General features: G+C 44.0%; 22 protein-coding genes. 18 read left to right on the top strand and 4 right to left on the bottom strand.

The genetic code is table 11. The annotated features are described in order from the left end of the window. Window positions 1–84: 84 nt before the first annotated feature. Window positions 85–2139: a methyl-accepting chemotaxis protein gene (locus L1D37_RS20640; protein ID WP_239849020.1), complete on the bottom strand. Its 2055-nt coding sequence runs from the start codon at window positions 2137–2139 to the stop codon at window positions 85–87. 104 nt (window positions 2140–2243) lie between these two features. Between L1D37_RS20640 and L1D37_RS20635 the strand changes: the two genes are divergently transcribed. Beyond that, the gene (locus L1D37_RS20635; RefSeq protein ID WP_057622409.1) at window positions 2244–2729 is read left to right on the top strand and encodes an NlpC/P60 family protein; all 486 of its coding nucleotides are present in this window, start codon (window positions 2244–2246) and stop codon (window positions 2727–2729) included. A gap of 87 nt (window positions 2730–2816) precedes the next feature. Here L1D37_RS20635 and L1D37_RS20630 read toward each other — a convergent pair whose 3' ends face one another. Next, complete coding sequence (locus L1D37_RS20630) at window positions 2817–3161, bottom strand: DUF3802 family protein (RefSeq protein ID WP_017629902.1); 345 nt, start codon at window positions 3159–3161, stop codon at window positions 2817–2819. Between the two features lie 546 nt (window positions 3162–3707). Here L1D37_RS20630 and L1D37_RS20625 point away from each other — a divergent pair. Both L1D37_RS20625 and L1D37_RS20620 read left to right on the top strand, forming a co-directional pair. Next, window positions 3708–4574 carry a fructosamine kinase family protein gene (locus tag L1D37_RS20625; protein WP_132761904.1) on the top strand — a complete coding sequence of 289 codons (867 nt, stop codon included), beginning with the start codon at window positions 3708–3710 and terminating at the stop codon, window positions 4572–4574. A 63-nt stretch (window positions 4575–4637) separates the two neighbouring features. Beyond that, window positions 4638–4841, top strand: a complete 204-nt coding sequence (locus tag L1D37_RS20620) for a CPXCG motif-containing cysteine-rich protein (RefSeq protein ID WP_017059600.1) — start codon at window positions 4638–4640, stop codon at window positions 4839–4841. Window positions 4842–4949: 108 nt separating this feature from the next. Here the strand turns inward: L1D37_RS20620 and L1D37_RS20615 are convergent, their stop codons facing one another. After that, window positions 4950–5558, bottom strand: a complete 609-nt coding sequence (locus L1D37_RS20615; RefSeq protein WP_239849019.1) for a riboflavin synthase subunit alpha — start codon at window positions 5556–5558, stop codon at window positions 4950–4952. Window positions 5559–5997: 439 nt separating this feature from the next. On the opposite strand from L1D37_RS20615, the gene L1D37_RS20610 reads away from it, so the two are divergent. Further along, window positions 5998–7368 carry an MATE family efflux transporter gene (locus L1D37_RS20610; RefSeq protein ID WP_176681209.1) on the top strand — a complete coding sequence of 457 codons (1371 nt, stop codon included), beginning with the start codon at window positions 5998–6000 and terminating at the stop codon, window positions 7366–7368. 124 nt (window positions 7369–7492) lie between these two features. On the opposite strand, the gene L1D37_RS20605 is transcribed toward L1D37_RS20610, so the two are convergent. After that, window positions 7493–8338, bottom strand: a complete 846-nt coding sequence (locus L1D37_RS20605; RefSeq protein ID WP_345779451.1) for a DNA ligase — start codon at window positions 8336–8338, stop codon at window positions 7493–7495. Between the two features lie 334 nt (window positions 8339–8672). Here L1D37_RS20605 and L1D37_RS20600 point away from each other — a divergent pair, with 334 nt between their 5' ends. The 14 genes from L1D37_RS20600 to L1D37_RS20535 all read left to right on the top strand — a co-directional run bounded on the left by L1D37_RS20600 (window position 8673) and on the right by L1D37_RS20535 (window position 25034). Then, the gene (locus tag L1D37_RS20600; RefSeq protein WP_019823092.1) at window positions 8673–9002 is read left to right on the top strand and encodes an STAS domain-containing protein; all 330 of its coding nucleotides are present in this window, start codon (window positions 8673–8675) and stop codon (window positions 9000–9002) included. Between the two features lie 62 nt (window positions 9003–9064). After that, the gene (locus tag L1D37_RS20595) at window positions 9065–9898 is read left to right on the top strand and encodes an OmpA family protein (protein WP_239849017.1); all 834 of its coding nucleotides are present in this window, start codon (window positions 9065–9067) and stop codon (window positions 9896–9898) included. Continuing rightward, window positions 9895–11994, top strand: a complete 2100-nt coding sequence (locus L1D37_RS20590) for an SLBB domain-containing protein (protein ID WP_239849016.1) — start codon at window positions 9895–9897, stop codon at window positions 11992–11994. The genes L1D37_RS20595 and L1D37_RS20590 overlap by 4 nt, the downstream gene beginning before the upstream one ends. Next, the gene (locus L1D37_RS20585; protein WP_048658709.1) at window positions 11994–12683 is read left to right on the top strand and encodes a tyrosine-protein kinase family protein; all 690 of its coding nucleotides are present in this window, start codon (window positions 11994–11996) and stop codon (window positions 12681–12683) included. Before L1D37_RS20590 ends, L1D37_RS20585 begins: the two co-directional genes overlap by 1 nt. Window positions 12684–13235: 552 nt before the next feature. Next, window positions 13236–14228: an ABC transporter substrate-binding protein gene (locus L1D37_RS20580; RefSeq protein WP_048658708.1), complete on the top strand. Its 993-nt coding sequence runs from the start codon at window positions 13236–13238 to the stop codon at window positions 14226–14228. A 159-nt stretch (window positions 14229–14387) separates the two neighbouring features. Further along, window positions 14388–15287: a proline/glycine betaine ABC transporter permease gene (locus L1D37_RS20575; protein ID WP_048658707.1), complete on the top strand. Its 900-nt coding sequence runs from the start codon at window positions 14388–14390 to the stop codon at window positions 15285–15287. After that, complete coding sequence (locus L1D37_RS20570; RefSeq protein ID WP_239849015.1) at window positions 15280–16512, top strand: glycine betaine/L-proline ABC transporter ATP-binding protein; 1233 nt, start codon at window positions 15280–15282, stop codon at window positions 16510–16512. Before L1D37_RS20575 ends, L1D37_RS20570 begins: the two co-directional genes overlap by 8 nt. 335 nt (window positions 16513–16847) lie before the next feature. Then, window positions 16848–17252, top strand: a complete 405-nt coding sequence (locus L1D37_RS20565) for an Hpt domain-containing protein (protein WP_239849014.1) — start codon at window positions 16848–16850, stop codon at window positions 17250–17252. Window positions 17253–17416: 164 nt separating this feature from the next. Continuing rightward, window positions 17417–18931, top strand: a complete 1515-nt coding sequence (locus L1D37_RS20560; RefSeq protein ID WP_239849013.1) for a sigma-54 dependent transcriptional regulator — start codon at window positions 17417–17419, stop codon at window positions 18929–18931. Further along, entirely contained in the window at window positions 18912–20054 is a 1143-nt protein-coding gene (locus L1D37_RS20555) for a glycosyltransferase family 4 protein (RefSeq protein WP_239849012.1), read from the top strand. Before L1D37_RS20560 ends, L1D37_RS20555 begins: the two co-directional genes overlap by 20 nt. Window positions 20055–20249: 195 nt before the next feature. Beyond that, window positions 20250–21623 (top strand): O-antigen ligase family protein, encoded by a 1374-nt coding sequence (locus tag L1D37_RS20550; RefSeq protein ID WP_239849011.1) that lies wholly within the window; start codon window positions 20250–20252, stop codon window positions 21621–21623. 93 nt (window positions 21624–21716) lie between these two features. Next, window positions 21717–22502 (top strand): acyltransferase, encoded by a 786-nt coding sequence (locus tag L1D37_RS20545; RefSeq protein ID WP_239849010.1) that lies wholly within the window; start codon window positions 21717–21719, stop codon window positions 22500–22502. Beyond that, the gene (locus tag L1D37_RS20540; protein WP_239849009.1) at window positions 22495–23613 is read left to right on the top strand and encodes a glycosyltransferase; all 1119 of its coding nucleotides are present in this window, start codon (window positions 22495–22497) and stop codon (window positions 23611–23613) included. Before L1D37_RS20545 ends, L1D37_RS20540 begins: the two co-directional genes overlap by 8 nt. Then, window positions 23610–25034, top strand: a complete 1425-nt coding sequence (locus L1D37_RS20535; protein WP_239849008.1) for a chain-length determining protein — start codon at window positions 23610–23612, stop codon at window positions 25032–25034. The genes L1D37_RS20540 and L1D37_RS20535 overlap by 4 nt, the downstream gene beginning before the upstream one ends. The last annotated feature ends 253 nt before the right edge of the window (window positions 25035–25287 follow it).

The raw sequence follows: 25287 nt of genomic DNA, 5'->3' as shown, positions 1-25287 counted from the left end.
GCAAACAAACGAAAGGCAGAGTATCGAACTCTGCCTTTCTGCTTTTGCTTAATGAGTGAATACTGAAGCCGTCAGTACTTGTGGTTATTTCACTGCATCAAACTGGTATTTATGAAGCATAGCTTGCTGGTGTCCAGCGATTTCTGCCACTTGCTCTGAGCTTTCAATCATGGATTCAAGCTGTAACTTAGTATTCTCGCCTTGTTCAGAAACACGAGTGATCGAATGTGTCACATCGACTGTTGCACGCGCTTGTTGCTCTGTTGCCACCATGATTTGTTCAACACGTCCTTTAATCTGGCTAACCGCAACCTCAATTTTTTCAAAAGCTTGCTTCACATCACCACTGGTTTGCAGTGCGTTGGCCATTTCACTTCGAGATTCAGTCACAGACGTTCGAGAACGGTCAGCCGCAGCCACCAGCTCATTCATCATATTGCGAATATTGGTAGTTTGTTGAGATGTGCCACTCGCCAATTTACGCACTTCGTCGGCAACGACAGCAAAGCCGCGGCCTTGCTCTCCTGCTCGCGCAGCTTCAATGGCAGCATTCAGTGCTAACAAGTTTGTGTTTTCTGCAATGCCACTGATCATATCGACCATTTCACGAATCTGCTTCACACGGCCATCAAGGTCGGCCATTGATTCTTCGTTCATGCTTAGTGAATATTCTAACGCTTGCAAACGTTGCTGGTTAAGCCCTACCACCTGGCTACCATTGACTGACTCGTCTTCGGCAACCTGTGCATCGTCATTGGATGCATTCGAAATACGTGCAATTTCACCGATTGACGCTTCCAGCTCAGTAATCGTGGTGATCATGTTCTGCAGCGATTCGTTTTGCTCGTTCAAGCTAGAATTGGTTTGCTCCGCAGCGTCGTGGCTAACTTCAGCTGTTTGGTAAAGCGTTTCACAGTTACGAGTCACCAAGCGAACTGAGTCTGCGGTCGAATCGACAACGGTATTCAGTTTCGAGGCAATCACTTGTAACTCTAATGGACCTACCAATGCACTGTGTTTCGAGAAATCGTGGTTTGCGAGCAAGCTTAATTGTTGCGTAATGTTTTTCAGCCCTTTGTTTACCCAGCGGCGCAGTACTAACCATGAGATCACAATGATCACGGCGATCACTAGTCCACTAATAAACAACACACGGTCGATGTTGGTGATGGTTTGATTTACGACCAATTCGCTTTCATCAATCAGGTGTGCAGCGGTCGAAGATAATTGGTTGAGTGTACTAATAACGGTATTCGCCAAGGTAATTACTTGGGCTAGGTTCTGCTCTTGCTGCTTAACCAGTTCCAATTTAAGCAGTATTTGTCTAATCACGCCTTCTTCTGTGAAGCCCTCTTTAACCATCTCATAAGGTGCGGTAAGGCTTGCGAACTCCGCGATGTCTGGGTGCCAATCAGCAAAGTCGCTGTAAGCTAAGTTAAGGCCCGCGATTCGGTTTCTCAGTTGGCGGTATTCGTCTTGTGCTTTATCGATATCAGATTGCATCATTAGCATTAAGAAGGTGTTGGCCATTGCTGACGCGCTCGATGTAAAGCGGTTCGCAGCATCACTTGCTTCTGGGTTGTCTTCGACTAAAAATGAACTGATACGGTTCATTTCTGGTCCGATAGAGCCGACACCGTAACGAAACTCGCCCATTTTGCTGTCGATCAGATTCTGTTTACTTTGAATATCAATTTGCGCCAACAGAACCGTATTAGTCATCTGTTGAAGCTGTGCCATATCATCAATAAGGGTTTGTTGCTGTTCTAACGAGATCGCATCAGGAAAAGATTGGGAAATAAAAAGGAGTTCCTCTAGGATTGCGTTACTCTCGGAAGCGAGTTGATCAATGGAGCCTCGTGTTGCGTTAAGTGTGTCTAAATCGGTTGATTGGGTGCTGTAAGTGAGAAGTTTGACTTGTTCTAATACGCTTTGTGTTAATTCTGCGTTGTGAAGTGCGAGTGGTAACGCCTGTTCCGATAGCGTATCGAAATACCCTCCTACTCGCTCAACACCTCTTATACTGACCATAGATAAAAAGCTGACAAGTAACAGAATGGAAATAAAGACAGCACTAACGGTTTGGATGAGCGAGAATGTATAACGTGAGGGTTTTATTGATAAATTTGTGTCGGGCATGTGAAATCCAGTTTGACTACGAAAAGAGATATCCTTAAGTTAGTCCGTATACTAGAAGTCCTTGATGACGTTTTTATTTCATTTTTTTTTCAGAAGAGTTACATATGAAATTCAGAAAAATGCTTGCAGTTACAATAACTTTCGCAACATTAGCTGCATGTAGCTCGACCCCGTCTCCTTCTCAGCTTAGTCAAACCGCACAGAAACCTTTATCAAAGTCAGAACAATTGACTACAAATGCTTATATGAGCGTGTATGAGCAGTGGAAAGGTGTGCCGTACCATTTCGGCGGAACTTCATTTAGAGGTGTCGATTGCTCCGCTTTTGTACAGATTGCCGTCCAAAATGCGACCCAACAAGCCCTACCAAGAACCACAAAAGACCAGAGTCAAAAGGGAAAAGAAATTGCGTATGAACAGGCAACGAGTGGCGACTTGGTGTTTTTTAAGACATCGATGACTGTGCGACACGTTGGCGTTTACTTAGGAAACAATCAATTCCTACATGCTTCTACATCGAAAGGTGTGATTATATCGAGGCTGGACAACCCTTATTGGGCTTCTAAGTTTTGGCACTTTAGGCGTTTATAGCGGTTCAAGAGATTCACCGCTGAACGACATAACATCAAACGTTACGGCTTAAACGCCTTTTACTATTTTGGATTGATACGCGAATAGCTAGTCGTATTTAGCGACAGCCGTATCAAACAGGTTTTTCACTAACGCGATGTACTCGTCTAGGAATACGATCTGTTCGTTAGTCGCTTTCTTAGCCCATACACCAGCTAATACTTCACCTAAATCCGCAACAACGGCGTCTGCTTCTTTCAGCAGTTGAAAACGTACACTCGCGTGCAGTTCAGGGTTTTGTTCGAAGATAGCCATGATGTTCGTTGAAATCATGTCTGTAATAATGTCTTCGACACTTTCATTTCCTGTATCACCATTACCATTGGTAAATACATCTAGGTTGAATGATAGGTGCTCGATTAAAGCTAGGTAGCCATCGGTTTCTACAACCACAATAAATCTCCGTTTTAAGCTCTTAAGCAGATTAACACGTTCTAGGCTAATACTATGTAAATGAAGTCATTTGTCATCATTTTATTGCTAAAAGTAATATTAAAATGATCTTTGCTAGCATTTAAGCTCAAAATTGAATCAATCTACAAACAAAGCAGAGAAATAGGACTTAACAACGGTTTCAAGTGCAATCTTGATGGGCACTCACCCCGCCTTCTACACGACGCAATTAGTGGACTATTAGTAATAGCTAAAATTTAAGCGTAGACAATAGCAACCCACCTGCGATTTTCTAGTGAACGACCTCGAATTCGATGTCGAATGTGAAGCTAGTTCCAAACTGAAACTCATTGCCACTCTGCATTTTTTGTCGATTAATCAAAGGCATTGAAACAGTGCGAGTTCACAAATCCACCAATTGATTCATATTGATATGAATTAGAGCTGAGAACATTGACCAGTACGTCTATAAATTACTCAGATTTATCCTAAACTATTGCTATTAAACGATAGTATTTCAAATCAACAGTTCTGTGAGGATTTCCTATGTGGCAGGCCATTTCTCAACAGCTTTCAGATACGCTTTTGTTCAACTTTCAAATTACTGAACGTACGAAGGTCTCTGGTGGTGACATTAACGATTGCTATATGATCAGTGATGGTAATGAACGTTACTTTGTTAAAGTGAATCAGCGTGAATTTCTACCCAAGTTTGAAATTGAAGCTGAGAACCTGCGTTTATTAAGAAATACTTCCACCGTGTATGTGCCCGAGTTGGTTCTTATTGGGAAAACCAAAGAGTGCTCGTTCATTATCCTCAATTACTTACCAACCAAACCACTAGAAACAGGTAACAACAGTTTCGATTTTGGTGTTCAACTCGCTCAGCTTCATCAGTGGGGAGAGCAAAAAGAGTTTGGTTGCGATCAAGACAACTACATCGGCAGTACCCTTCAGCCTAATCCGTGGCATAAAAAATGGGGACGCTTTTTCTCAGAGCAACGCATCGGTTTCCAACTTCAATTGTTAAAAGAGAAAGGCATTGAGTTTGGTGACATCGACGATATTGTCGATGTGGTGAATATGCGACTTGCAGGCCACAACCCCCGCCCTTCTTTGCTTCACGGCGATCTTTGGAATGGCAATGTCGCGAACTCTGCGTTTGGCCCAATTTGTTACGACCCGGCTTGTTACTGGGGTGACCATGAGTGTGATTTGGCGTTAACCGAATTGTTCGAAGGCTTCCCTAAAGAGTTTTATGAAGGTTACCAAAGCGTCATGCCGCTCGACGTTGGCTATACTGATCGAAAAGATATTTATAACTTGTACCATCTTCTCAATCACTGTAATCAATTTGGCGGTCATTACTTGGCACAAACCGAAGCGTGTATTCAGAAGATTCAAGCAGTTTAATACCAATTACAGCTGTTTATAACCGAATACGATTGGTATCAGTTACAGTGAGGAGAATTTGCCATGCATAAATACACAGAGAAACATGTCTCCTGTCCGCATTGTGGACACGGTATCAACATCACGCTTGATGCATCTAATGGTAGCCAAGACTTCTATGATGATTGTCCAGCGTGTTGCAATGCCATTCATTTGGATATGCAGGTCGACGAGGTAAGAGACAGAATCAACCTTTCGATTGATGCCGATGATGAACAAGTATTTTGACAATCAGTTTCTCGTTTAAACCAAGATCAAAAAAGAGCACCTCATGTGCTCTTTTTTAATTTGGTCATCGATATGATTTTATCGCCACCGATTCAATGCGCTTACTGGCTATTTCTGGCTCGCTAATACACGCTCTACCGTATCAACGATAGCTTGAGTTTGTGGGTCGAACTCGATGTTTACTTGGTCACCGACTTCACGGCCGCCAAACAGAGTACGATTCAGCGTTTCTGGAATTAGATGGACAGAGAAACGGTTCTCTTCCACTTCACCTATCGTCAATGAACAACCATCAACGCCAATATAGCCCTTGCTCAACACGTACTTCATCGATTCTTCTGGCAGTTCGAACCAAAGTGTACGGTTGTTCTCAGTCTTAATCACATCAACTAGGTCAGCCATCAGAGTAATATGGCCAGACATGCTATGGCCGCCAATTTCGTCACCAAACTTTGCTGCACGCTCAACATTCACTTTATCACCAACATTCAGCTGGCCTAAGTTCGTCAATCGCAATGTCGCTTGCATTAAATCAAAAGCAATCTGGTTACCTGAAATTTCCGTTACCGTTAAGCAACAACCGTTATGAGCTACTGAAGCTCCAATGGCTAATCCTTCAGCCATTTCGTCACTTAGCTCAATGGTATGAGTTTGAAACGACTCTTTTTTGTTGATAGCAACCAGTGTTGCCATGCCTTGAACGATACCTGTAAACATAAGATTCCTATTTAGCATTCTAGGGCGTGTTGACCTTTCGTGGTTAAATTTTGTTCGGATGGGGACGCCCAGTCAAAAGCGTTTTAATCGCGGCGAGGGGGAAGTAGCCTAGTCATTCTAAGTAAATCTCCCTCAACAAAGAGTAAAACGCTTTTTGCGGGGGCGCCCAGCTCGAACCCTTCGGGCAGCGTTTGCTGGTCATTTTTACTACGTTATCGGCTTCTCATGTAGGCTAGCTACACATCGACAAACACCCAGCAACTCGCTGCAAAAATCAGCTCGAAAGATCAACACGCCCTAATAACAGTTTTTCATAGCAGTTATTGTGACATTTCTTTATGATTCGTCCAGTGGAAGCTTAAGATCATTGTCTCTGATTCCTTCAGAATGTCCTTTCCTACACTATTATTCTAATTTTCTCTCTTATTTGGAGTTGTTTGTGCATCGTTACAAAGAAGAATCCTCGAATCTAATCAAACTTGCGACCCCAGTATTGATCGCATCCGTTGCACAAACTGGAATGGGTTTTGTTGATACCGTAATGGCCGGTGGCGTAAGTGCTATCGATATGGCGGCGGTTTCGATTGCAGCAAGTATCTGGCTACCATCAATCTTATTTGGTGTTGGTCTATTGATGGCGTTGGTTCCTGTCGTTGCACAACTGAATGGTTCTGGTCGACAAGTAAAAATTCCATTCGAAATTCAACAAGGCGCATTTTTAGCGCTCGTCATCTCCCTTCCAATCATTGGCGTACTTTTTCAGACACAATTGATATTGGAGTGGATGGACATTGAACAACTCATGGCAGAAAAAACCATCGGTTATATGAATGCGGTGATGTTTGCTGTACCCGCTTTCTTGTTGTTCCAAACCTTGAGAAGCTTTACCGATGGTATGTCTCTAACTAAGCCTGCAATGGTGATTGGTTTTATTGGCTTGCTATTAAACATCCCGCTTAACTGGATGTTCGTATACGGAAAGCTTGGTGCTCCTGCATTGGGTGGTGTTGGCTGTGGCGTTGCAACGGCTATCGTGTACTGGGTGATGTTTGCACTGCTGTTTGCTTACGTTTTAACTTCAAAACGTTTAGCGAAAATCAACATCTTCGGTACGTTCCATAAGCCGCAACTTAAAGCTCAAATTCGTCTGTTTAGACTTGGCTTCCCTGTCGCAGCCGCAATCTTCTTCGAGGTAACCTTGTTTGCGGTTGTTTCCTTGTTGGTAGCCCCACTTGGCTCATTGATTGTTGCCGCGCACCAAGTCGCGATCAACTTCTCTTCACTGGTCTTCATGATTCCAATGAGTATTGGTGCCGCCGTGAGTATTCGTGTTGGCCATAAGCTAGGTGAAAATAATACCGAAGGTGCGAAGATCGCGACACACGTGGGTATCATTGTTGGTTTAGTGACTGCATTAATGACGGCAGCATTGACGGCAATTTTCAGAGAGCAGGTTTCATTACTGTACACAGAGAATACCGCGGTAATTACCGTTGCAATGCAATTACTGTTGTTCGCAGCGGTTTATCAATGTACCGACGCCATTCAAGTTATCGCTGCAGGTGCTTTGCGTGGCTACAAAGATATGCGTTCGATCTTTAATATTACCTTTGTGGCTTACTGGTTGCTTGGTCTTCCTATCGGCTACATCTTAGGAATGACAGATTGGATTGTTGAGCCTATGGGAGCACATGGTTTCTGGGTTGGCTTCATTATTGGTTTATCTTCAGCGGCGACCATGCTTGGTATGCGCCTTCATTGGATGCATAAACAAAGTGATGAAGTACAACTGGAATTCAGTTCTCGATAATCTAGCCAGAAACAATTGTCATAACTAGCATTCGTGTAACCCGTTAAGACATAAAACAAAAAAGAGCTCTGATTTTCAGGGCTCTTTTACTTTCTAAATGATTAAAATCGGATGACTAAACGACTCAATAATCACTCTTCTCTCTGACAAACCTTGCGAACTTTGGCTTTCCGTTTTGAGTGAGGCCGTTGTAGCGAAAAGTAATACGACTACCAATCTCGGGTGGCGACAATCTCATTTTGTCAGTAAACCCGCTGCCAATGTAAAACTCAACGCCCTGCTCGTTGTGAACTAAGATTGAGCCCATCATTCCTTTGTGTTTGCCCGTCCCTGTTTTATAACCAATCACAGTGGCTTCAGCATCATGGTGTCTTTTGAGTTTTAATAAGTCATTGCTGCGACCTGCTTGATAACGGCTAGTGATCTTGCGAAGCATCAAACCCTCGCCGTGTCGCTCATCTACGTTGTCTAGTTGGTGAAACAACGCTTCTTCATTCTTTATGGGTGAATGTTCAACATAACCGACGTGTGACTCATCGATTACGCTCACCCAATGCAATATGTTGTAATAACGCTTTTGGTAATCTCCGGCTGCACCTGGCATATCGAAGAGCATGAAGTCGATCTGTCGCCAAGCGTTATCGCTAGGTGTGTGATCTAACACAGTAGATTGAACAAGATGGAATTTCCCTCGTCCAGCCCACAGCTCTCCCTCTAAGTGCACTTGTGGCAAGCTCTCTGTAAACCACTTTGGTGCGTAAATTCGATTACCATTTCTTGTATAAAGATGCTTTCCATCCCATAAGGCTCGAATACCATCGAGTTTCTCACTCGTCCAATACTCAGAGACATCTATTCCTTGTTTATAGGTATTGGCTAATACTAACTGTTCAGGTGGTAAATAAGATGAGTGAGATGGCAATGAAAATGCCCAGAGTGTTGCGACCGCCAATTTGGTTAATCTCATCATCTACTCCCTATTCGTTCACTGTCTCGATTTACTCTTTATCTCGAGTACTTTTTCCTTCAAGTATTTTTATCCTATGTGGTCTCGAATTGCGGTACGTGAGATTTCCTTAGAGATGCGATCCAATCTTCAGTCTTATTTAACTTAACGTTTCATTCGCAATATCAATCAATTGTAACTCTCAAAAATTCATTCATTTTTACTTCTCATATTGAGAAGTGGCGTTTCTCAATATGACACCCACCCACAGAAAAACTCTAACTCATTGAAAATAAACAATATAAAAGTTGGCACATTCAGTGCAATTCTAAACTCATGCATTCAAGGAGATATCATTATGGAATTACGTAAAATTGACCTAAACACAACAACGCTGACTCTTTCTATTTTCGGAGATTTAGACGCAGCGGGTAGCCGCGATGCACAGACAGACATTGACGATGTGATTTCAAATGATGGTCACCAAGAGATTGAAGTCGATTTCAGTGAAGTGCAGTTTTTGGACTCTTCAGGTGTAGGCGCGATTGTTTATATGTTCAAACGCCTAACTGAACGTGAAAGAAATATGCGCTTGGAAAACGTATCAGGTCAGCCACTAGAAATTATGAATCTACTGCGTATTGGTCACGCTATCCCTGTTAACTCAAAAAATCCTACCAATTCATGAAGATCCACTAAGCTAGAAGTAACTAAAAATAATAATAAAAAGAAAAAACAAAGGACGTTGGCATGAAAAAACTTAAAAACTACATAGCCCTTTCTCTGTCTGTCCTAGTTCTGGGTTGCACAAGTTACCCAGAACAAGGCACCGGAGGTTTGGCAGAAAGTTATGACTCGATTAACTATCAGAACTCTGACTTCTCTCCTGTCATGCCCGATGAGCCGCTTGGTCCTGAACACGGACTGCGTTTTGATTGGCAACTGGCAAAGCTACATTTAGATGCCTTAATCCAAGAAGGTGCGCGCTGGTGCTTCCCTGCTGCCGTTGTTCAAGCCATAGAAAAGCAAAATCGTATTGCTCGTGAGCTACAAGGTGGTCTGTTACTGGATGCCGCCAACGACCTTGTTATCCAAAGAAAACGCCTTAACGAACTTGAAGTCCAACTCGACTACGTCACATCCCAAGCGCGCTGCGAACCGCCTAAAAATGAAAACAAATTCCGTATGCAGTTGTCTGTGATTGAACAACTGTATGACCTGTTAAATGTTGATAATCAATTCGCGCAAGACTCTACCGAAGTCAATCCTAAGTACATGGGAAAACTGGCGGAAGCATCTTACATTCTAAAAGAAAACAAATCGTTAGACTTAATTGTAACCGGACACGCAGATGCGACAGGCACTGAAGAGTACAACGATAAACTAGCACTTGGGCGAGCAAAGCAGGTCGAACGTTACCTAACCATCTTTGGTCTTAGCCCACAACGAATCAAGGCAGTGTCTGTGGGTGAAACGGTACCGCTTTTCGAGGGTGAAACCGCAGGTACTCTACTAACCAACCGCCGAGTGAGCATTGAAATTATCTCGCCTAAGAACGCGGCGAAGATGGGAGGTGCACTATGAAAACACTGATCACATTGTTCATCACATTCTCTCTTTTCTTTGCGAGTTTTGTTCAAGCTAATGACGAGTTTTCAGACGCTGTGCAAGTTGGTGACCTGATCCAAGTTAATGTTCCTGGCGAAAGCAGCCTAAACACAGGCTTTCAAGTCGATAAGCGTGGACGTATCACCCTTCCAGAAGTGGGAACAGTATTCGTTGCAGGTTACGACACTGAGCAGTTGAACAAAGTTGTCCTAGAGGCTCTGTCTACCGCTTATAAAGATCTGTCGAATGCATCTGTATATGTGAAAGAACAGCAAATCATCATTTATGTTCAAGGCTATGTAGAACAACCGGGCGAGTACACTCTTGCATTGGGTTCTAGTATCCAAATGGCGCTGTATGCGGCTGGCGGTTTGCGTCCGGGCGCACAACTCGACAAGCTGATCTTAAAACGTGGTGCCGACAAAAAAGAGTTCAACTACAAACGTTTTCTAGATTCCGGTGACGAAGCTAACCTACCGACATTGCAATCGTTAGACTCTCTGTTTGTTCCAGCGTCTCCACTAGTAGGCAACATCGAGCAAGAGTTTGATGCAGCAAAGCTTGCTAACTCAGGTGACAGTGCCGATTCTCGCAACGCCATCAAGGTGTTTGGTGAAGTAAACGCGCCCGGCTCATTTACCTATAAAGAGAACACTGATCTAGTTGACGTTCTGATGCGATCTGGCGGCGTAACCCGTTATGCCAGCGTCGAGCAAATTCGCGTCATTTCGAACAACACACCCACTCTGTTCAACCTTAAGCGCTACCTAGATTCTGGCGATGAAAGCTTGTTGCCAACTCTGCAACCCGGCTCGACCATTTTTGTTCCGAAACAAGAAGAAGAGATTAAATCGGGTGCGAACATGGTTTACGTAATGGGTGAAGTTGCTGCTCCCGGCGCTTTCGAAGGCAAACGCGATGCGACCTTTATGGATATCCTTGCGAATGCAGGCGGCCCAACTCGTTTTGCGGAGTCACGACAAATCCGAGTAATCAAAGCGGATGGCAGAGTGCTTAAGTTTGACTTAGCGGCTTATACAGAAGGCCTACCTAACTCTAACCCACCGAGTATTAAAGCTGGCGATGCGATTTTTGTTCCTGAAAAAACTGACATGAATGAGAAATCTTGGTTGAAGATTACCCCAGACAGAGCGGTTAATGTTATTGGTGAGGTAAACCGACCTGGTCGTATTGAATGGTCAGATGAAATGAACTTCATGGGATTACTCGCTCACGTTGGTGGCCCTACGCTACGTGCTGACACATCAAAAATTGAAGTTGTGACCGGTAGAAAGCTAGTTGTGTTTAACCTAGATGATTTTATCCGTAATGGTGCGCCAAGAGACCAAATGCCTCAGATTCGCGCGGGTTCTATTGTGCGTGTTCACGACTTACCACAAGATCCTTCAGACAATAAATCACAATGGGTTCGTCAAAGCTCAGATGCGTCAATCTACATCTTCGGACAAGTGAATGCACCTGGTCGTTACCGCTTCACCAAAGATATGCACTTCCTTGATATTTTGTCAGCAGCCGATGGCCCAACCAAAGATGCCGACATACACAATGTACGTGTGACTCACCGTGATAAAACCTACTCCCAAGTCAGTAAGTTAAACCTATCACTGTACTTCGAAACAGGTGATGAATCGTTATTGCCAAACGTTACCACTGGCGACACTATCTATATTCCTGAGAAAGGCAAAAACTGGTTAGATACACCCAAAGAAGAAACGGTTCGAGTACTGGGTGCAATCAACAACCCGGGTCGTTACGTGTTTAACGACAACATGACCATCTTAGATATCTTGGCAGAAGCGGCTGGCCCTACTGACAATGCTTACGTAGAGAAGATTACCATTGTGAACATGTCTTGTTGTCAAGGCCAAGCTCGTACCTTTGACCTTGTTGAGTTCAGTAAAACGGCGAACATCTACAACCTACCAGTGTTACGTGCAGGTGATACGATTTACATTCCAGACCGTCGTGAAAGCTTTATTGAGAAAGCTCGTGTTGGCTTAGATGACATCCTACGTATTACCACCACGATCGTGTTAATAGGAGCGTTATAATGACTATTTCAGCAACGCATGCCGAAGTTGAACAACTGTACTTAGCTTCTGAATTGAATGGACAACGCTCAATCTGTGTGACGGCTTGCCATTCAGGTGACGGCGTAACATCTATCGCAACAGCATTGGCCGAGCGCTTCTTGTTAGCGGGTCACTCTACCTTGTATGTTGACCTTAACCTATTCAACTCTGCGTTTAAGAACTTGCACATGCTTGAAGAAGAACACACAGCGCAGCTTATTGAGCACGTAGAATCTCAACGAACGTTTATTGGTGTCCCTGCTCCACAAGTTGCATCAACTCAGTTAGCTTACAAAGATCCAGCGACGCTTAAAAAAGCCGTGACTCAGTGGTTAAGCAAATACGATCGTGTGGTCATCGATACGTCGCCATTACTTAATATCAACAAAGGCAATATTCCTGCTCAATCTGTTGCAAGCGCGTGTGATTGTGCGTTACTTGTCGTTGCTTATGGTGAAACGTCGAGTCATCACCTAGAGCAAGCTAAGAAGCTTCTCGATGCACAAAGCATTTCACTGATGGGTTGCGTAATGAACATGAAGAGTAATCCAAGCTTCGCCCAAGAACTGATTCGACAAATTAATCGAATGAAGTTTCTGCCGTCTAAACTTCGTGACCGCTTAGCCAACAAGCTTTATCAAAATGAGTTTTTGAATCTACCTATGTAGCATCTCCTATAGGGTATGGCGCCTCATTTTAAAAGTGACAGCCTCCACTCTGGTTGGCTTTAGAAGCAATTCCCGCTGTGTCTGAATAAATCTTAGTTTGTTATTTTTGACGAAATTAATGCTAAAAATAAGATTTTTAAGAACATTCAACGCATTTCACACACGCCAATTATGGTCTTACCACCTTCAATTCCACTCAAAGATCAACAGCCCCTAGCCTAACTTTCACGGTAATGTGACACAGACTGTTAAAGCGCCATGTAAATCGCATCAAAGATGGAATTCGTACGATTATTCCCTAAGATTATAAATAGAGGTGGTTTTTGACGAATTTGTAATAGTTTGACAAAGTTATCCGATGGCTGTGAAACACAGTGGATAAATCAAGCAAATCACACTTTATGCTTTGTTGGTTTACCTACTCATACTCCCGCCATCCCTCCTTCTGCTCAAATGGTTCAAATACACGGAAAGGATCACCATCGAGCAATTTAGTTAGTCAACAGACCTTGATTAGCTTGGTTGTATTATTAAAGAGAAAGGAAACTCAATATGAAATACAAGTTAAGCTCCGTATTTTTGTTAGTTGCAGCAGCCAGTGGTCATGCTAACGCTGGAGAATGTGGCAGCGTAACAATCGCAGACATGAACTGGAACTCTGCAACTTTAATCGCCAACATTGACCAATTTATCCTAGAACACGGATACGGTTGTGATGCTGAACTTATCCCTGGCGACACAATGCCAACTGGCACGTCGATGATTGAGAAAGGCCAACCGGATGTTGCACCAGAACTTTGGAGTAACAGCCTGAAAGATGCCCTTGATAAAGGTGTTGAAGAAAAACGTCTTCGCTACGCAGGTAAAGCACTTGTGAATGGTGGTGAAGAAGGTTTCTGGGTTCCAGCCTACCTCGTTAAACAAAACCCAGAAATGGCAACCATTGAAGGTGTACGTAAAAACGCATCTTTGTTTAAGCACCCTGAAGACCCAGATACATCCGCATTTTACAGCTGCCCAGCAGGTTGGAACTGTCAAATCAGTGCCGCTAACTTGTTTGACGCACTTAACCTAGAAGACAGTGGCTTTACTATTGTTGACCCAGGCTCGAGTGCCGGTTTATCTGGTTCTATCGCGAAAGCTTACGAACGTGAAGAAGCTTGGTTTGGTTACTACTGGGCACCGACTGCGGTTCTTGGTAAGTACGACATGGTGAAAGTCGACTTTGGCAGTGGCGTTGATAAAGAAGAGTTCATCAACTGTACGACTCAAGAAGGCTGTGAATCACCAAAAGCGACCATGTACCCGCCTTCACCTGTCCACACTATTACCACTGAAAGTTTTGCGTCACGCGCACCGGAAGCGTATGACTACTTTACAAAACGTGGTTTCACCAACGATAAAATGAACGCACTTCTTGCTTGGATGGAAGACAACCAAGCCGATGGTGAAGAAGCGAGTATACATTTCTTAAGCGAGTTCCCAGAAGTATGGCACCCATGGGTTTCAGACGAAGTCGCTAAGAAAATTGAAGCTGAGCTGTAACTGCTAGATTTTAAAACTAGCTATATTTCAGCAAAAACTAGACTTCACTAAAACGGAAATAACGTCGCTATACTTGATGTTATTCATAATTCGGAGCCTTGTTCTTACTCATATTCAACGAATGGAAGGACAAGTTACTCCGAACTATAAGGATATAAAATGGCCGACAGCAATTGGTTATCAAGCTTTCCAGAGATGGAACGCTCTGATTTACGAGCAATAAAAAAAGCGCTAGATGGTGCTTACCGCGAATTTTCCCGTGAATACGGCGAAACGATTGAGTCATTATTTGACCCTCTTCTCTCTTTCCTTGTTTGGTTTGAAAAACTCCTCATTTCTACTCCATGGCTGATCGTTCTTGGTGTGTGTACTGCTTTGGTGTACGCCGCGAGCCGATCATGGAAACTCGCATTAGGTTGTGTCGTTTCACTGCTTCTCATTGGTTACTTTGGAATGTGGGAAGATACAATGCGGACACTCAGTATCATCACTGTGTGTACCCTAGTCTCGATTTTCCTCGGTATCCCGATTGGTATTGCGATGGCACGTTCTAATCGTGTGCAATCCGTCGTGACACCGTTACTCGATATTATGCAGACCATGCCTGCATTCGTTTACCTCATCCCAGTGGTTATGCTACTTGGTATCGGCAAAATCCCAGGTCTAATCGCTGTAGTTATCTACGCAATCCCTCCTGTTATTCGCCTAACTAACCTAGGCATCCGCTTGGTTGATAAAGAAGTGTTAGAAGCGGCGACCGCATTTGGCGCGAGCAAGAAACAGCGTTTGTGGGGTGTTCAATTACCGCTAGCCATGCCAACGATTATGGCGGGCATCAACCAAACTATCATGATGGCACTGTCGATGGTGGTTATTGCGTCTATGATTGGTGTTAAAGGCTTAGGCCAACCGGTTCTTAAATCCATTACCAACCAATACTTCACTTTGGGCTTAATGAACGGTTTTGCCATCGTGGCACTTGCGATTCTATTTGACCGAGCTTCACAGGCTTATGCGCGAAGAACCAATGCGCACCTAGGAGGATTCAAACATGACTAAACCATTAATCGAAATTAGTGGCCTGTTTAAAGTGTTTGGCCCTAAGCCGCAGTCTGTGGTGAACCGAGTTAAGAACGGTGAACACAAAGACGAGATTCTTGCAGATACTGGCCACACCGTTGGTTTGAAAGAGATTAACCTCGAAATCAATCGTGGCGAAATCTTCGTTATCATGGGTCTTTCAGGTTCTGGTAAGTCGACTTTGATTCGACACTTCAACCGTTTGATTGACCCAACTGAAGGCAAAATCACGGTTGAAGGCATTGATGTAATGAGCCTCAACACTAAAGAACTGGAAGAGTTCCGCCGTCATAAAATGTCGATGGTATTCCAGCGCTTTGGCCTAATGCCTCACCGAACTGTGGTCGAAAACGTTGCATACGGATTGGAAGTTCAAGGAATCAAGAAAGAAGATCGTTTAGCGAAAGCCAACGAGTGGTTAGAGACTGTGGGTCTGAAAGGCTACGGTAATCAGTACCCTGCCCAACTTTCTGGCGGTCAACAACAACGTGTCGGCTTGTCACGTGCTCTGTGTACTAACGCTGAAATCTTGCTGATGGATGAAGCTTTCTCGGCTCTCGATCCTTTGATTCGTAGTGAAATGCAAGATCAACTTATCGAGCTTCAAGAAAAGCTTCATAAGACGATTGTTTTCATCACCCATGACTTGGACGAAGCTCTACGTTTAGGTGACCGAATCGCAATCCTTAAAGACGGTGAGTTAGTACAACAAGGTACCCCACATGAGATTCTGTTGAACCCTGCCGATGATTACGTCGAAGCGTTCGTAAAAGACGTTAACCGTGCTCGAGCCCTGACTGTAGAAACCGTGATGCAGCCCCCTTTATACCGAATCACAGCAGAAACCATTGAAGGCGCGCTAGCGCAAATGAAGATGCTTAAACACGATTACGCATACCACGTAACTGATGATGGTTATCAAGGGCTTGTGACCAAAGAGAGCTTGCAAGATGCGGTAGAAGATTCAACGGTGCACGACTTCAGCGATGAGATATATGAAGAAGTGCCAGCGGTTCTGCCTGATGCGGTGATTGAAGAAGTACTGCCAGACACCATGTCTTGTGACTACTCGCTCCCTGTTGTCGATGAGGAAGGCAACCTTAAAGGTGAACTTGAGAGAAGTGCTGTAGCGGATATCTTCTCTGAAAATAGCGAGGAAGATGTAGAACCTTCCCCAAAGCCAAAGATCGATAAAGCCTCTTAGCTTAACAAGGTACTACTTACAAACTTAACCTAGGCCACTGTATTGATTTGATGCAGTGGCCTTTTGTTTTGTTCAGCCTTTTCTAAGGCCGCTCCTCTTTGCGAATCGTTTGTTAGACACTTAAGTTCATATTTCATAAGTAAAAACACGTGAAATCAGATCGTTACATCCATAGCTTGAGCCTTATACAACGCACCTTAACATGATTCAATGGGATAGTTTTTAAGGCAAGCAGTTGAAATTATTCTAGAAAATGACTAAAACTTAATAGTACCTATGGATATTAAGCTCAAGCAGACGTATTGGATTACGACTTAACAAAAGGACTTCGTTTGATGAATTCGACTTTAACGTCAGACACACCTCAAAATGTAACTAACCAAGTAGACCTCGAGCTTGTTGATGAAAGCGTTCTGGAGCAAATGATTCGGGACACCAGTGCGGACATCATCCCCATATTAATCGACCATTACGTGGCGGAATCACAAACTCGTTTAGTGGCGATCAGAGAAGCAACAAGCAATCGAGACGCTCAAACACTCGAGTTTGAGGTACATACTCTCGGCAGTACTGCGCTTTCGTTAGGTAACCGTCCATTAGGCGAGTTATCACGTGCTTTAGAGCAACAATGTTTAGAGCAGGAACATGACGAAGCGTTTCTTCGAATTGATGAGTTGCTCGAACTTGCAGATCGCTCAATCAAAGCCCTACTTGAACGAAAAGAAGTGGGATTCAGCTGATCGTTTTCTCACAGCTCATGTATCTATGCACAACGCACTCCCACAACACAAAGTGATATTAAGAGATTGCATGCGGTAGATAACAATTACATTCGAATCGTATTGATGGTTACATGTCACTATGTTATTGATTGGTTAGGACAAAGTTTCAAAAGGAATACACAATGCGCCCTAAAGTATTGTTAGTTGAAGACTCCACCTCCCTCGCCGTACTGTACAAACAGTACGTTAAAGACGAGCCCTACGACATATTTCATGTCGAGACAGGTGCGGAAGCCAAAACATTTATTGAAAGACATTCTCCACAGCTGGTTATCCTAGATTTAAAACTACCCGACATGCCGGGAGAAGAAGTTTTGGATTGGATCAGCGAAAACGATATTCCTACGGCAGTTATCATCGCAACGGCGCACGGCTCTGTGAATATTGCCGTAGACCTCATTCAACGCGGTGCGGAAGACTTTTTAGAAAAACCCATTCAAGCCGACCGTTTAAAAACGTCTGTGAGTTTGCATCTACGTAGAGCCAAGCTAGAAAACCTTGTCGACAACATTCAAAGCAAATTCGATCGTGACCGTTTTCATAACTTCATTGGTTCGTGCTTACCAATGCAAGCCGTGTACAAGATCATTGATTCCGTCGCCCCTACTACTGCTAGTGTATTCATCAATGGTGAAAGTGGTACAGGTAAAGAAGTATGTGCTGAAGCCATTCACCAAGAGAGCCAACGTGGCGATAAACCTTTCGTAGCCATTAACTGTGGTGCGATTCCTCGTGACTTGATGGAAAGCGAGATCTTTGGCCACGTTAAAGGTGCGTTTACCGGCGCGACAACAGACCGTAAAGGCGCAGCAATGCAAGCACACGGTGGCACACTGTTTCTCGATGAGCTTTGCGAAATGGAATTGGAGATGCAGAAAAAGCTTCTTAGATTCCTACAAACCGGTACCTTTACGCCACTGGGCGGTAACCGCGAAATTAAAGTCGATGTCAGAATCATCTGTGCGACAAACCGAGATCCATTAGTCGAAGTGGAAGAAGGTCGATTCCGTGAAGACCTCTACTACCGCGTGCATGTAGTGCCTATCGAGATGCCACCGCTTCGTGAACGAGGAGGTGACATTGTCACTCTATGCAATCACTTCTTAAAGCTGTACGCGAAACAAGACAAGAAGAAATTCAAATCGATCGACAAAGAGACTCAAGCGCTTCTTAAACGTTACACGTGGCCAGGTAATGTTCGTCAATTGCAAAACATCATTCGTAACATCGTGGTGTTGAACAATGAAACGAGCGTAACCAAAGAGATGCTGCCTCCGCCAATTAATAAAGCAGAAAGCACAAAACCAAAGAGTGTCACACCGATACGAAACGTAGCGCCAGTAGCTGTTAACGCCCCTGCTCCTGTAGCCGAAACTAAACTGCCACCTATCACACCTGAAGAGTTGGAACAGACACCAGCACCTCAAGTGCAAAGCGAACCGATGACACCTGCGTTTACAACTACGGAAGGGGCTATTCGTCCAATGTGGCAGATTGAACGTGAGGCCATTCAACATGCGATTAATCATTGCGATGGCAACGTGTTGAATGCAGCTGTGTTATTGGAGCTTAGCCCTTCTACGGTTTATCGTAAGAAACAGGCTTGGGAATCGGAAGATGAGTACAATCAAGCCTAACCTTGAAGGGCTTAACCAAAACCATTCTGTTCAGGCTCAGGAGGTTGTAACCCCTGAGCCACATGAGATTTGGCTGTTAATCGACAGCCAAACCTTTGGAGGAATCGAAACTCATGTCATTGAGTTAGCATCAGGCTTGATTGAGCATCAATGTAAAGCAAGAGTGATACTGCTTACCAAGTTCCAGCCTCTTCCTCCTATCATCACTCGTTTGACTCAACTTAAACTTCCTTTTTGTCATCTCAGCGACATCGCACCAGGTCAAGGTAATGCCTTGTCACAGCTGAAACTGGCTATTACTCAATTCCAACCATCACACATCCATGCTCATGGTTACAAAGCGAGTATCGTCGCTAAGCTGGCCAAGTTAACGACGAGTAGTTCAGATAAGCCACGTCAAATATCAACTTATCACGCTGGCGAAACTCCAACTGGAAAAGTGTGGTTCTATGACTTTTTAGATCGCTACACGAGCGTGATTTCGGATCATTCACTGGTGGTAAGCGATAAAATTAAACAAAAGCTCCCTTCGAAAAGCACCCTACTCAACAATTTCATCGCGATTCCTGAACATCTCTCCCCTAATGTTTCTGACGAAACTCAGATTGAAGATTCGACTTGTCACGTTGGATTCGTTGGTCGCTTAAGTCATGAAAAGGCACCAGACCGATTTGTTACGCTTGCTCAAGCTAACCCTGATCACCATTTTCATCTATTTGGTGATGGTCCGGAAAGACAAGCGTTAGAAAGCAGTAACTTGAAAAATCTCACGTTTCATGGTCATCAAACAAACATGACCAATGCATGGCAAACTATTGATGTTTTGGTTATTCCATCCAGATACGAAGGGTTACCCATGGCAGCGCTCGAAGCCATGGCGCGTGGAATACCTGTTATTGCAACAAACGTTGGCAACCTCCCACAGTTGGTTGAACATCAAACCAACGGCTATATCGCACAAAGCGAAACACAACTGCAAACATGCTTAATTGAATGGCTTGGCCTTTCTAATCAAGAAAAAAACGTCATGAGCCAAAAGGCTAGAAACACGATTATTGAACAGTACTCCCCTCAAGCTGTCATTCCACAAATCTTGGCGTGCTACGGTAACCTAACGACTTAAACTCCGCATGCCTCTGTGAATAGTCTTTGACTCATACCGCTGCCAATTTGATTCTCATTTTGAATTACACTCAAACAGGCGATTTACTTACCTAAAATAGCTATTAAATACAGTTATTTAAATATAAAACATATCTGGCATTTACCTTGCTATTACTTTATTTAGTTGGAAGTGAGCTAGGTGAAGGAAAATACAATGCGAGACCAAGTGAATCGAATACCGTTGATTGTCGGGCTTTCCTTCTTGAGCCTGATTATTGGCGTTGCTTGGTATCTGATCCCTCACCCAGTAGTAGTGATTGTCCTTGCTTTCATTCCTTTGGGTGCTCTTTTCGTTATCAACAAAGCGTTTTGGTTTGTACTTTTGTTTGTGGTGTTTTCCTTCTTCCGTATTCATGAGGCGTTACCACAACTTTATCCGCTTAAAATACCTCTGCTGTTATCGATGGGCGCTCTGTCCGCCCTTTTATGGCATTCAGTGGTCAGTAGAGAACTGAAGATCTTTTGGCACCATTCATTCAATTGGCTTGCGATATTCTGGGTTTTAACCACCATAGGGGTTGTTTTTGCCTCGAATAGACCTATTGCATTAGCAGAATTCACGGGCGTTTATTGGAAGATCATTGTCATGACCCTCGCGATTGCTTGGCTCGTGAATACCACAGAGAATTTGGCGAAAACGGCGACGACTATCATTTACGCCGGAGCCTTAGTCAGCGCAATTGCGGTCTACAACTCCATAAACGGTATAGGATTGGTTGAAGGTTCAAGGGTCACAATAGGACGAGATTTTGGTTCTATGCTCGGTGACCCGAACGATCTGTCGCTGGTACTTATGTTTCCACTCGCTTTCACAATCAGCCAAGCAAGTACACCGGGTATTTCCTATTTCAAACGAATTATCAGTGCTTTAGTGTGTATTTTGTTGCTTGCAGCAATTATAGCGACTCAAAGCCGCGGTGGATTATTGGGGTGTATCGCTGTAATTGGTATTTTTGCCTGGAAGTTGGTTCGTTCTAAAGTCTTGTTGATTTCGTTAGGTTCAGTTGCCGCCGTTGTACTTTATCTGGTTGCGGGAATCTCCGATCGAGCGTCTGGCGGCGCAGCAGAGCAAGGCATCGATGAATCCGCCATGGGTAGAATCTACGCATGGGAAGCAGCGATAAAAATGGCGATAGACAATCCACTGACCGGCGTTGGGCTAAACAACTTCTTCTCTAACTACTTCTTTTACAGCTCTCATTGGGACGGTCTGAATCACGCAGTGCACAGTACTTGGTTTGGCGTTTTAGCCGAAACGGGCTTCATCGGCCTGATTGTTTTTGTCATTCTGATTGTCTCCTTGATTAAAACCTCTCGTGCAACGCTCGCAAGGCTTTCAAACTCTACGACACGCGTGCCACCGGAACTTAACGCTGTGGCTTACGCTGTTTACGCTGGCCTTATCGGTACTATTGTGTCGGGAACCTTCCTAACTCAAGGCTTCAATTGGCCCATTTACATCCTCGCCGCACTCACTGTATGTGTTTCCAACGTATCCCAAACTGCTTGTCAAAATGAGAAAAGCTAAAAGCCAAACTTTAACCAATTGAAAAATAATGAATTAGTTTATGGCACAGTATATGAAAGTACTCCTATATAACAATACAAAAGGAGTTTCATTATGACGTCAGCATCTATCCACCAATTCAAACATTGGCTTAAGTTTCACCCTAATTCTCGAATTCGGAATGTGTTTTTCATTTTGAAAAATATCAGAAGTGCAGAATTACCGACCCCTAAAATTCTCAATCGCGCTCTATACCAAGTACACAAACTTATTGTGAACATCATCGGCGGGGTTACGCGCTTTTGTTATTGGACGCCTGCATTCAAAGGACGAGTCGCCCAATGCGGTAGACGTTTATATCTGTATGGCGGTCTGCCGTTCGTAAGCGGCCCACTACAAATTTCTATCGGCGATGATTGTCGAGTGTCTGGCCACACAACATTTTCTGGATGTACCCAACCACTAGAAGGTTTAGAGCACCCACTGTTGTCTATTGGTAACAATGTCGATATCGGCTGGCAGTCAACGATTGCAGTCGGTAAGCGCGTAATCATCTCAGATAACGTTCGTATTGCAGGTGGAGCATTCCTGTTTGGTTACTCTGGCCACCCTCTCGATGCGAAACGCAGAGCACAAGGCGAAGGCGACGACCCACAACAAATCGGCGATATCATTCTTGAACAAGATGTATGGCTAGGTACGAATGTTACGGTAAAAGGCGGAGTCACCATTGGTGAAGGCGCTGTGGTTGCTGCAGGCAGTGTCGTAACGAAAAGTATCCCTGCTTTTGCTATTGCTGCGGGTAACCCGGCGCGAGTGGTAGGACAGATAAAATCAGTAGAAGTGACAGAGTCAGACGTATTCGATTCATTAGAAACTCATGGAGGTGACCATGCGTGATCTCATTGTATTCGGAGAAGACTTCGGTGGCCTTCCATCATCAACACAACATCTGGTGCGTCATTTGGCACTACGCCATAAAGTGTTATGGGTTAACTCGATTGGCTTAAGACAACCGAAGCTGTCAGCAAAAGATGCCACACGAGCGTTTAACAAGTTGTTTGGTAAGACTAAAGCGGTAACGCAGAACATGCTTGATTCTGAGGGGCACGACAACATTACCGTCGTTAACTTAAAAACGATACCCGCACCAGACTCCGAAATCTCAAGAAAGCTGGCCAAGTTTATGATGTTACATCAGTTAAAACCGATCATTGCTGAACTCAAACTGGAAGCGCCGATTCTATGGACCTCCCTTCCTACAGCGGTTGATTTGTGTGGGCACTTAGGTGAGTCATCGGTGGTTTATTACTGTGGTGATGATTTTAGTGCGTTGGCTGGTGTCGATCACAACACGGTAGCCAAGCATGAATCAGAGCTAATAGAAAAAGCAGACCTAATCTTTGCAGCTAGCGATAAGTTGATGACTAAGTTCCCAGAAGACAAAACACAGCTTTTGCCGCATGGTGTTGATGTGAGTCTTTTTTCAACGCCCGCGCCTCGAGCAACAGATCTGCCAAGCAGTCATCGCCCTATTGCTGGTTTCTACGGCAGCCTTTCAAAGTGGCTCGATTACGACATGATAGAACGCGTCGCCAGTGCAACGCCTGAATGGGACTTTGTATTCATTGGCCCAAACGAGCTTGATACGCTAATGCTACCAAAGTTGAGTAATGTGCATTACTTAGGCCCTCGCCCACACCACACTCTGCCAAGCTATTCGCAGCACTGGGATGTGAGCTTATTACCGTTCGTTGATAATGAGCAGATTCGAGCTTGTAGCCCACTTAAGCTTATGGAATACCTAGCAGCAGGAACGCCAATCGTAGCTACACCATTTCCTGCTCTGGATCCCTATCAAGAGCACGTAACCACTGTAGGCAGTGCAAACCAAATGATTTGTGCACTTGACCATGCGCGCCACCTGAACAATTCACCCATCTCTGTCGTTGAAAAAGATAGCTGGAAAAACCGCGGTAACTTCGTGCATTGGATGTTGGAGCTATTATGAATAACCTAAAACTACGACTGTTGGTTCTATTAAATGCAGCTTGGCGTCAACGTTACGTTATCTTGGTGCCGATTCTTATTCTGCCTTTCGTTGGGTTTGGTGTGAGTAAGCTAGCCCCAACCAAATACGACGCGCATACCAGTATGTTGATTCAAGAAACCGCTAAGATGAACCCTTTTCTTGAAGACATCGCGGTATCCACCATGCTGAAAGACCGCATGAGTGCACTTCGCACCCTATTGCACAGTCGACATGTACTTTATTCTGTGGCGCAAGAACTTGAGCTAACAACACCCGATATGTCGGATATAGAAAAACAAGAGATCATTACTGACTTATCTCAACGTTTGTCCGTCACACAACTAGGGAAAGACTTCCTAAAGATAAGCCTAAGCTCAGATACGCCAGTAGGCATGGAGGCAACGCTGCGTTCGGTCAGTGAACATTTCATTGAGCAACTCCTAGCGCCAGAACGCTCTTCTATCCAAGACTCCAGTAGTTTCCTTAAAATTCACATAGATGAACGAAGCGCTGAACTCGCACAAGCAGAAGAAGCACTCGCGTTGTATGTGAACGAAAACGTCCATTCAACTCCAGAAGTTCAGAGTCAAAGTTTGAATCGATTAGCCTCGTTGAAACAAACACTGGCTGAGAAAGAAGCCGAACTATCAGGCGTACAAAAAAGCCTCGGTTCGATAGACCAACAACTTTCAAAAACGAACCCTGTTATCGGACGATTAGAAGATCAGATCATCGATATCCGTAGCGCTTTGACTTTGTTACAAGCCAAATACACTGACCAACACAGCGCAGTGCAGGCAAAAGTTCGCGAGTTAGAACGACTTGAAAATGAAAGAAAGGTGTTATTAGAACTAAAACAACCAAGCATGAATAACGACCAGTTGTGGGATATCGCAAGTAGTACCACATTGAATAATCTTTCAGATACAAAACCTTTATTAGTCACCCAATTACACAGCCTGCAATTAGTTCGAGCACGTTTTGAATCTTTAAATGAAGAAACCAAAAGCCTTCGCACTATGATTTTTGAACTCGAAAACAAAGCCAATAACTTTGGTGAAAACGCCAAAGAGATGTATCGCTTGCAACGTGATGTGAATATCAAACGTCAACTTTATGATGAACTGACTGAGCGTTACGAAATGGCGCAGTTAACGGGATCTCTTGGTGTATTTGAAGAAAACAAACGTGTGAAGATCATTGATTTACCCTTTACGCCGAGCATCAAATCTAACATGCCGACATTCATATTTATCCTTGCTGGTTTAATTGCGGGTATTGGCTTAGGTGCAGGTTTAGCTATCCTGTTCGAACTTTTCGACTCTTCAATCAAACGCAAAAGCGAAATTGAAGACATTTTGGGTGTTCCTGTGATAACCGTTATTCCCAAAATGAGTTAAGTCGTTGGGTCTTTGTTAACCAGCTAATCATGTATGCGAAAACACCAACAACACGTTGGTGTTTTCGTTTCTGATATTGCTTGTTAAGGTAAGGCTCCTCCAAAGGTTTCACACCCTTCAACCTTCTTTCCGCAGCTCCATACTTGCCTTCTGTTTTGATTCCCATTTTGAGAATTAATCACCACCTAACAACTGAGAGTTGTAACCCCATGAAAAATAGCAACTAATTATTTGGCACGCAGCGTGCAATGAT

This window comes from Vibrio sp. Isolate33, assembly GCF_022397895.1.
GTDB lineage: Bacteria > Pseudomonadota > Gammaproteobacteria > Enterobacterales > Vibrionaceae > Vibrio > Vibrio pomeroyi.
This window is presented reverse-complemented; position numbering and strand designations above follow the sequence as displayed.

Excerpts from the sequence above, each read along its gene's own strand:
- L1D37_RS20570 (WP_239849015.1), top strand. The coding sequence starts at position 15,280 with ATGACTAAACCATTAATCGAAATTAGTGGCCTGTTTAAAGTGTTTGGC.
- L1D37_RS20580 (WP_048658708.1), top strand. The coding sequence starts at position 13,236 with ATGAAATACAAGTTAAGCTCCGTATTTTTGTTAGTTGCAGCAGCCAGT.
- L1D37_RS20595 (WP_239849017.1), top strand. The coding sequence starts at position 9,065 with ATGAAAAAACTTAAAAACTACATAGCCCTTTCTCTGTCTGTCCTAGTT.
- L1D37_RS20600 (WP_019823092.1), top strand. The coding sequence starts at position 8,673 with ATGGAATTACGTAAAATTGACCTAAACACAACAACGCTGACTCTTTCT.
- L1D37_RS20540 (WP_239849009.1), top strand. The coding sequence starts at position 22,495 with ATGCGTGATCTCATTGTATTCGGAGAAGACTTCGGTGGCCTTCCATCA.
- L1D37_RS20535 (WP_239849008.1), top strand. The coding sequence starts at position 23,610 with ATGAATAACCTAAAACTACGACTGTTGGTTCTATTAAATGCAGCTTGG.
- L1D37_RS20605 (WP_345779451.1), bottom strand. The coding sequence starts at position 8,338 with ATGATGAGATTAACCAAATTGGCGGTCGCAACACTCTGGGCATTTTCA.
- L1D37_RS20620 (WP_017059600.1), top strand. The coding sequence starts at position 4,638 with ATGCATAAATACACAGAGAAACATGTCTCCTGTCCGCATTGTGGACAC.
- L1D37_RS20565 (WP_239849014.1), top strand. The coding sequence starts at position 16,848 with ATGAATTCGACTTTAACGTCAGACACACCTCAAAATGTAACTAACCAA.
- L1D37_RS20545 (WP_239849010.1), top strand. The coding sequence starts at position 21,717 with ATGACGTCAGCATCTATCCACCAATTCAAACATTGGCTTAAGTTTCAC.
- L1D37_RS20575 (WP_048658707.1), top strand. The coding sequence starts at position 14,388 with ATGGCCGACAGCAATTGGTTATCAAGCTTTCCAGAGATGGAACGCTCT.
- L1D37_RS20635 (WP_057622409.1), top strand. The coding sequence starts at position 2,244 with ATGAAATTCAGAAAAATGCTTGCAGTTACAATAACTTTCGCAACATTA.
- L1D37_RS20585 (WP_048658709.1), top strand. The coding sequence starts at position 11,994 with ATGACTATTTCAGCAACGCATGCCGAAGTTGAACAACTGTACTTAGCT.
- L1D37_RS20625 (WP_132761904.1), top strand. The coding sequence starts at position 3,708 with ATGTGGCAGGCCATTTCTCAACAGCTTTCAGATACGCTTTTGTTCAAC.
- L1D37_RS20560 (WP_239849013.1), top strand. The coding sequence starts at position 17,417 with ATGCGCCCTAAAGTATTGTTAGTTGAAGACTCCACCTCCCTCGCCGTA.
- L1D37_RS20615 (WP_239849019.1), bottom strand. The coding sequence starts at position 5,558 with ATGTTTACAGGTATCGTTCAAGGCATGGCAACACTGGTTGCTATCAAC.
- L1D37_RS20550 (WP_239849011.1), top strand. The coding sequence starts at position 20,250 with ATGCGAGACCAAGTGAATCGAATACCGTTGATTGTCGGGCTTTCCTTC.
- L1D37_RS20640 (WP_239849020.1), bottom strand. The coding sequence starts at position 2,139 with ATGCCCGACACAAATTTATCAATAAAACCCTCACGTTATACATTCTCG.
- L1D37_RS20590 (WP_239849016.1), top strand. The coding sequence starts at position 9,895 with ATGAAAACACTGATCACATTGTTCATCACATTCTCTCTTTTCTTTGCG.
- L1D37_RS20555 (WP_239849012.1), top strand. The coding sequence starts at position 18,912 with ATGAGTACAATCAAGCCTAACCTTGAAGGGCTTAACCAAAACCATTCT.